Below are 7,164 nucleotides of genomic sequence, written 5' to 3'. Positions count from 1 at the left end.
AAAAGGTATCCGTCGTAATTCACGACCTCTCCCCTCTTCGGTATCCTTCCCAGCCTGTATGTAAGAAAACCCCCGAGGGTGTTGTAAGGACCTTCCGGAATGTTTATTCCCGTAATACGCTTAAACTCGTTTACTTCAATCTTTCCTTCCGCAACCCATTTATCCTTACTTATCTCTCTCACAAGCGGTTTTTCTTCACTTTCGGAAGCGAGGTATCCCAGAATTTCCTTAAAGATATCCTCAATCGTTATTATTCCGAGGATTATGCCCCTTTCGTCAACAACGACCGCTATGTGTTCCTTTTTCTCTTTAAATACCTTGAGGACTTCCGGAAGGGAGGTATACTCGCTGAAGACGAGAATCTGCCTTATATACTTTTTCACGGGCTCGTTTATGTCTTTATCTATGAGGTCATAGGCACTTATGTAACCGATAATGTCGTCAACCCTTTCCCTGTAAACGGGTATCCTTGAGTATCCCGTCTTCTTAATCTGTTCAACCGCTTGCCCCACCGTTGCGGTATCGGGAATCATAACGACCTCGTAAAGGGGTTTAACTATCTCACCTATTCTCCTGCTTTTGAAGGAAAGAATGTTTGAAACTATGTAGCTTATTGACTCGGAAAAGGTTTTATCCTCCCGCAAGAGGGCTATAAGGTCTTCCCTCCTTACCTTTTCCTCGGAAACCTTGAAGCGCTTTGTTATCGTCCTGCTTATGAACTTCGCAAGAAGTAAGAAGGGCTTGAAAATTAACCTGAGTTTATCAAGTATGAAAAGGCTCGGTATTACTACCTTATCCGCGTAATGTTGAAATAAGCTCTTTGGTATTATCTCACCGAGGATAATCGTAAGTATCACGAGGCTTTCCGCGAGGAGAACTTCCTTTCCCCTTATAGCCGGAACGTATTTTGAGAGATTGAGTAAAAAGAGCGTGTAAAGTGTTGATGCGAGAACTATTGATAGGGTGTATCCGAGCATGGTAAGGGTTATGTATTCCTCGGGATTATCCAGAAAGTGCTTTATGAATCTGTATTTCCTCTTCCTGTAAACCGCCTTCAGTATACCTTTGTCCGCATTAAGAAGAGCAATTTCCGAACCTGCAAAGAATCCCTCAAGGAAAATGAAAAAGAAAACCCCTATTAAGAAACCTATCAGCTCCATCTTTCCGCTATCACCACCCTATCGTAGCCCGAGTAATCTTTAAAAATCCTAACCTTAAAACCTTTGTCTTCAAAGAGTTTTCTCACAATATCCCCCTGGTCGTGTCCTATCTCAAGGGCTACAAAACTTTTTTCCTTTAGGAGCTTTGGAGATTCTTCAGCTATTATTTCGTAAAACTCGTACCCCTTTTTTCCCGCTATTACGGAGCTGTATCCCTCCTTCCTTACCTCCTCGGGTAGAAAGTCCCAGAACTTTTTCGGAATATAGGGAGGGTTTGAAACTACAAAGTCGTAAACCTTTCCCCTGACGGGTTCAAAGCCGTTTCCGAGAAAGACCTTAAACCTGTTTTCAACCTTGTGTATCTTTGCGTTTTCCGTTGCCAGTTTTACCGCCTTCGGGTTTATATCGCTACCTTCCATCCTTAAAAGAGGTCTCTCAAGTAGGAGGTTTATGGATATACATCCCGTTCCCACACCAAGCTCAAAACCAACCATCTCTTTATCCCTCGGTATTTTCTCTAGGGTTTTCTCTATAAGTATTTCGGTTTCTGGTCTTGGTATTAAAACACCTTCCTCAACCTTAAAGGTTCTCCCCATACACTCCCACTCCCCTATGAGGTATGCTACGGGATATCCCTCCTTTCTCTTCTCCACAAGTTCTTTAAACTTCTTTATAACCTCTTCGTGAATCTCCTTATCCTCAAAAAGTACGAGTTCCGAGGGCTTTACACCGAGAAGGTGAGAGAGGATTATGCGGGCATCCCTCTCGTGTTCACTTTCCTTCTTGAGAAGCTCCCTTATCTTCACTTTGTTCCGTTTTTTCAAGTTTTTCAATAACCGAGCCCTTCTCCCTCGGAACTATTGATATAAGAAGTGCGAGAATGAGGAAAAGAGCTCCGAGCCAGTAGGTTGCTTTCGTAAGAAGGGTTTCAACTCCGCCCACGCCGAATATGGACTGTCCCATGCTTCCTCCGAAAGCAGCTCCAACGTCTCCCCTGCTCTTTTGGAGAAGTGTCGCTATGAGGAGGAGAACCGCAACTATCACAAACAGGGTAAGGAGTGCGTAATACATAGTTTTATAATTTATCACGATTTCCCGAAGGCCCTTTCCCTAACCCTCGGGTCTATGTATGCGAGTAGGAGGTCAGCTATAAGGTTACCCACGATAAGCATAATCGTTCCTATGTAAAGCCCTCCCATAACGAGAAAGAGGTCCTGGGAGAGAACAGCGTTCAACATAAGCATACCCATACCGGGCCATCCTACGATTATCTCTATTAACGCTGCCCCCGATATCAGGTTCGCTATCTCGTATCCCAGAAGGGTAGTAAAGGGGTTCATAGCGTTTTTAAGAACGTGTTTGAAAAGAGTTACCTTCCCAACTCCCTTTGCTTTTAGCATAGTTATCATAGGACTGTGGAGAACCTCAAGAACCGCACTCCTCACCAGTCTGGTCAAGGATGCCAGGGAAACAAGACCAAGTGCCATAGAGGGGATAAGTAAGTGCTTTAAAACGTCAACAACCTTCTCGGTAAGGCTTAGCTTTTCAAACTCGGGGCTGTGTATACCTCCTATAGGGAGAACGCCCGTCTTTGATGCAAACAGAAGGAGTATAAAGGCGAGGAAGAAGGAGGGTATTGAGAAAAATGTGTAGGAAAAGGCCTGAATGAGTTTATCCACAACACTGTTCTCCTTGAAAGCGGCAAGGGTTCCAAGGGGAATGGCAAGTAGCCAGGCAAAGAGTGCAGAGCTAACCGAGAGGAAAAGGGTATTGGGAATTCTTTCAAGGATTAGGTCAAGAACGGGGGCGTGATACTGAAAGGAATAACCGAGGTCAAAGAAAACAGCATTCTTTAACCACAGTAGGTATTGAACAAGGAGGGGCTTATCAAGACCGTAAAGTTCCCTCAGTCTCTCTATGGTCTCGGGAGATATCTGTGGATTCAGTTTTAGCTGGTCAAGGTAATCCCCGGGAGCGAGCTTTATAATAACGAAGGAAAGAAATGTAACACCCAAAAGGGTGGGAATGGCTTGAAGAATCCTGAAGAGGACAAACCTGAACATTAAAAGTAGTTAGCTATAAAAAACTTAGTTTCCTGAAAATATTTATCTATCTCCTCCTTGTGCTTTTCTTTAACATACCTGATTACCTTGTAGTCGTCCCAATACCCTATTATGGGAATCCAGTCGGGTATGCGGTCCTTCTTCTCTATGAAATACCAGAGGGCGGCTGTGAAGTCATCCCTCGCCTCTTGACTCAGTTCAAAGTTCGGGTCGGTGAGAATTCTAAAGAGGAGCTTAGCGTCAAGAATTAAGTTTCTAACGTATTCCATAGTTGGAGGAACTTCGGAGAGCTTCTTCCTAAAAGCTTGTTTGAGCTTATCTATATCCCTGTACTCCTCTCCTTTAAACCTTTCAAGGTGCTTCTCCATAGTAAGATAGTATACATGTCAAGGATTGTAAGGGTTCACGGAAGGGAGGTTCTTGACTCAAGGGGAAACCCAACAGTAGAGGTTGAGGTAGAGCTTGAAAGCGGTACTGTGGGAAGGGCTATAGTTCCGAGCGGAGCATCTACGGGAGAAAGGGAAGCCCTTGAGCTCAGAGACGGAGATCCAAAGAGATACCTCGGGAAGGGTGTTCTAAAGGCGGTTGATAACGTAAATAGCGTTATAGCTAAAGCTTTAAAGGGGTTATCCCCTTTCAACCAGAGGGAGATAGATAGCATACTTATAGAACTTGACGGAACCGAAAACAAAAGCAAACTCGGGGCAAACGCAATACTCGGGACAAGCATGGCTGTGGCACGGGCAAGTGCTAACGAGCTTGGTATACCTCTTTACGAATACCTCGGGGGTAAGTTCGGATACAGACTACCCGTTCCTTTAATGAACGTTATAAACGGAGGGGCTCATGCGGATAACAACCTTGACATACAGGAGTTTATGATTGTTCCCGTATGCGGAAGTTCCTTCAGGGAAGCTCTCAGAGCAGGTGTTGAGACGTTCCACCACCTTAAGAAGATTCTAAAAGAGAAGGGATACTCAACAAACGTTGGAGACGAAGGAGGATTTGCACCAAATCTGAACTCTTCCGAGGAAGCCCTTGACCTCCTTATGATGGCAATAGAGAAGGCGGGATACAAGCCGGGAGAGGACATACTCCTTGCCCTTGACGTTGCATCCTCCGAGTTTTACGAGAACGGGATTTACAGGTTTGAAGGAAAGGAGATGAGGGCTGAAGATATGATAGAGTTTTACGAGAAAATAGTTGAAAAGTATCCCGTTGTTTCAATAGAAGACCCCATGAGTGAAAACGACTGGGAAGGGTGGAAACTGGTAACGGAAAGGCTCGGTAGCAGGGTTCAGCTTGTGGGGGACGACCTGTTTACCACAAATCCGAAAATTTTGGGAAAGGGAATAGAAAACGGTGTAGCAAATGCCATACTGGTTAAACTAAACCAGATCGGAACCGTTTCCGAAACCCTTGATACTGTTATGCTCGCAAAGGAAAGAGGATACTCCGCTATAATCTCACACCGTTCGGGAGAAACCGAGGATACCTTTATCTCTCACCTTGCCGTCGCTACAAACGCAGGCCAGATAAAGACGGGTTCCGCTTCAAGAACGGACCGAATAGCGAAATACAACGAGCTCTTAAGGATAGAGGAGAGGTTAGGCGATGGAGCACTCTTCTGGGGAAGGGAGGAGTTCTACAGGTTTCTCAAAGAAAATACTTAAACTTTTTCTCTTTCTCCTTCTTTTAAATACATTTGTTAATTTATTTATTTCAAAACCTACGGTTTTTGACCTAATTAAAATAAAAAAATTTAAAGAAGAACTCAAAGAAAACATAAAGGAGGAACTGAAAAAAAAAGAAAAGCTTGAGAGCTTATACGATGAGCTTAAGGAAAACCCGAGGGAGGTAAAAGAGAGGTTCATAAGAGAGTATTTGTTTAAGATAAAAAAGGGTGAAAAAATTATCATAATCAACGAATGACGCTGAGAACCTCGCTACTCGTGGTTATACCCTTGAGAATCTTCTCTATTCCGTCCTCAAGCATGGTTTTAAAGCCGAACTTTCTCGCTTCTCCTCTTATAACATTTGCGTCCTGGGTTTTGTTAATCAATTTCTTCAACTCATCGTTCACCTCAAGAACTTCAAATATACCCGTTCTTCCCCTGTATCCCGTTCCGAGACAGTTCTCGCATCCCCTACCTTTGTAAAATACGTATTCCCCACCTTCAAGACCCAGCTCTTTTAACTCCTCCTTGTCGGGCGTATAGGGCTCCTTACAGTGCTCACATATCTTTCTTACAAGCCTCTGGCCTATTACTCCCTCAAGTGAGGAAGCTATAAGAAAAGGTTCTATACCTATGTCTTTCAGTCTCGTTACCGCGGACGGTGCGTCGTTTGTGTGAACTGTTGATAAAACGAGGTGTCCCGTAAGTGCAGCTTGAACCGCAACCTCTGCGGTTTCGGGGTCCCTAATCTCACCTACCATTATCACGTCCGGGTCCTGTCTCAGGATAGCCCTAAGCCCCTGGGCAAAGGTAAGACCTACTTTCGGGTTTACCTGTATCTGGCTTATACCCTTTACCTGATACTCAACAGGGTCTTCTATTGTTATTATGTTCCTCTTCGGACTTTTTATGTGGAGAAGCATTGCGTAAAGGGTTGTTGATTTTCCCGCTCCCGTGGGTCCGGTTACGAGAACTATACCGTAAGGTTTTTCCGCCAACCTCCTTACTTTCTTTTGGTCTTCTTCAGAAAGACCGAGGTCTGAAAGGGTGAGGAGTTTCCCCGTCTTCTCAAGAAGTCTCAATACAACCCTTTCCCCGAAAACCGTAGGAACGACGGAAACTCTTATATCGTAATCCTTACTTCCTATCTTCACCCTTATTTTCCCGTCCTGGGGAACTCTCCTCTCCGCAACGTTCAGTTTTGCCATAACCTTTATACGGGAGACAACCTCCTGATACGTCTGGGGTGGTATCCTCATATAGTCGTGAAGAACTCCGTCCATCCTTATTCTTACTACAGTTTCGTCCTCATAAGGTTCAAAATGAACATCGGAAGCGGAAACCGAGGAGGCTTTTATGAGGACTGTGTTAACCAGCCTGACCGCGGGCGAGCTGTCTCTTTGAAATAAAATGTCTACACCATCTTTGTTTTCTTCCATTTCCGTCTCAAGCTCGAGCTCTTGAGAACTTATCTTCTCCTGAACAAGCTTTGCATACTCTTCGGGTTCAACTACTTTTAGTTTTATATCCTTGTTTTTTTTAAAACGAAACTCTTCAACTACGAGAGGGTTAAAGCCCTTGGGAACAACCAATAAAGCTTCGTTTTCGTCCTCATACTCCACTATAAACTCTAAACCTTCACTCAATTCGGACATCTATTTCCTCCCTTTTACCCTTTCTGATAAGAACTACTTTTAGATTAGGTTCGTTCCTAATCATCTGCAATATCCTAAAAGCATCTTCACCGCTCGTTATAGTCATATTGTTTATGGAAACGAGTATGTCTCCCCTCCTTATTCCGAGTCTGTAGAACAAGCTTCCGGGCTTTACCCACTCAAATATAAACCCTTCGGTTCTTCCGTTTTTAATGTAGGGAACGAGTCTTATCTGAGTGAACATCTTAGCAGGGTCCTTCGTTATCCTTTCTATCTCCCTTCTACTTATAACTACCTCCCTCGGTATGTTAGTTGTATTCGCACTCATTGCAAGTGTTTTGTTCCCCTTAGCCGGTTCAAACCTTAGGGTAAAAAGTTTATTTCCCCTTCTGAAGGTTGCATCTTTCTTTCCTACCTTTATAAGTGTGAATCCTTTGTAGCTTTTCCCTTCCTCAAGGAAGAATGTCTTACTTCCGTCTCTAAGGAAAATCCCCCTTAATTTTTCGGATAGGATAATACCCTTAATGGCGAAACCCGGAGGAGTTACATCTCGGGAGTTATCGGTCAAGGGAAGTTCACTTATACTTTCACTGTAGCTGAAGAACTTTCC

At 43.9% G+C, this 7,164-nt stretch carries 9 protein-coding genes; 2 read left to right on the top strand and 7 right to left on the bottom strand.

Annotation, left to right across the window (positions count from 1 at the left end; genetic code table 11):
• The 5 genes from ACWB1W_RS07960 to ACWB1W_RS07940 form a co-directional block, all read right to left on the bottom strand.
• A partial coding sequence (locus ACWB1W_RS07960; protein ID WP_479370838.1) for a hemolysin family protein occupies positions 1-1,160 on the bottom strand: 1,160 nt, incomplete at its 3' end.
• Positions 1,151-1,966, bottom strand: coding sequence for a peptide chain release factor N(5)-glutamine methyltransferase (gene prmC / locus ACWB1W_RS07955; RefSeq protein ID WP_479370837.1), 816 nt, complete (start codon positions 1,964-1,966; stop codon positions 1,151-1,153). The genes ACWB1W_RS07960 and prmC, both read right to left, overlap by 10 nt.
• Positions 1,932-2,231: a preprotein translocase subunit SecG gene (gene secG, locus ACWB1W_RS07950; RefSeq protein ID WP_479370836.1), complete on the bottom strand. Its 300-nt coding sequence runs from the start codon at positions 2,229-2,231 to the stop codon at positions 1,932-1,934. The genes prmC and secG overlap by 35 nt, the downstream gene beginning before the upstream one ends.
• 14 nt (positions 2,232-2,245) lie before the next feature.
• Positions 2,246-3,223 (bottom strand): ABC transporter permease, encoded by a 978-nt coding sequence (locus ACWB1W_RS07945; protein WP_479370835.1) that lies wholly within the window; start codon positions 3,221-3,223, stop codon positions 2,246-2,248.
• Complete coding sequence (locus ACWB1W_RS07940; protein WP_479370834.1) at positions 3,223-3,591, bottom strand: DUF1232 domain-containing protein; 369 nt, start codon at positions 3,589-3,591, stop codon at positions 3,223-3,225. The genes ACWB1W_RS07945 and ACWB1W_RS07940 overlap by 1 nt, the downstream gene beginning before the upstream one ends.
• Before the next feature lie 15 nt (positions 3,592-3,606).
• Between ACWB1W_RS07940 and eno the strand changes: the two genes are divergently transcribed.
• Complete coding sequence (gene eno, locus ACWB1W_RS07935; protein ID WP_479370833.1) at positions 3,607-4,896, top strand: phosphopyruvate hydratase; 1,290 nt, start codon at positions 3,607-3,609, stop codon at positions 4,894-4,896.
• A complete protein-coding gene (locus ACWB1W_RS07930) occupies positions 4,838-5,155 on the top strand; it encodes a hypothetical protein (RefSeq protein WP_479370832.1) in 318 nt (105 codons plus the stop codon). Before eno ends, ACWB1W_RS07930 begins: the two co-directional genes overlap by 59 nt.
• Here the strand turns inward: ACWB1W_RS07930 and ACWB1W_RS07925 are convergent.
• Positions 5,145-6,554, bottom strand: coding sequence for a GspE/PulE family protein (locus ACWB1W_RS07925; RefSeq protein WP_479370831.1), 1,410 nt, complete (start codon positions 6,552-6,554; stop codon positions 5,145-5,147). The genes ACWB1W_RS07930 and ACWB1W_RS07925 overlap by 11 nt on opposite strands.
• Positions 6,538-7,164, bottom strand: a 627-nt coding sequence (gene gspC, locus ACWB1W_RS07920; RefSeq protein WP_479370830.1) for a type II secretion system protein GspC, incomplete at its 5' end; no start/stop codon positions are given. The genes gspC and ACWB1W_RS07925, both read right to left, overlap by 17 nt.

Source organism: Aquifex sp. (assembly GCF_056494385.1).
This window is presented reverse-complemented; position numbering and strand designations above follow the sequence as displayed.

What these genes read in the sequence shown, in the direction of transcription:
- ACWB1W_RS07940 (WP_479370834.1), bottom strand. Translation starts at nt 3,591, where the DNA reads ATGGAGAAGCACCTTGAAAGGTTTAAAGGAGAGGAGTACAGGGATATA.
- secG (WP_479370836.1), bottom strand. Translation starts at nt 2,231, where the DNA reads ATGTATTACGCACTCCTTACCCTGTTTGTGATAGTTGCGGTTCTCCTC.
- ACWB1W_RS07930 (WP_479370832.1), top strand. Translation starts at nt 4,838, where the DNA reads ATGGAGCACTCTTCTGGGGAAGGGAGGAGTTCTACAGGTTTCTCAAAG.
- ACWB1W_RS07925 (WP_479370831.1), bottom strand. Translation starts at nt 6,554, where the DNA reads ATGTCCGAATTGAGTGAAGGTTTAGAGTTTATAGTGGAGTATGAGGAC.
- eno (WP_479370833.1), top strand. Translation starts at nt 3,607, where the DNA reads ATGTCAAGGATTGTAAGGGTTCACGGAAGGGAGGTTCTTGACTCAAGG.
- ACWB1W_RS07945 (WP_479370835.1), bottom strand. Translation starts at nt 3,223, where the DNA reads ATGTTCAGGTTTGTCCTCTTCAGGATTCTTCAAGCCATTCCCACCCTT.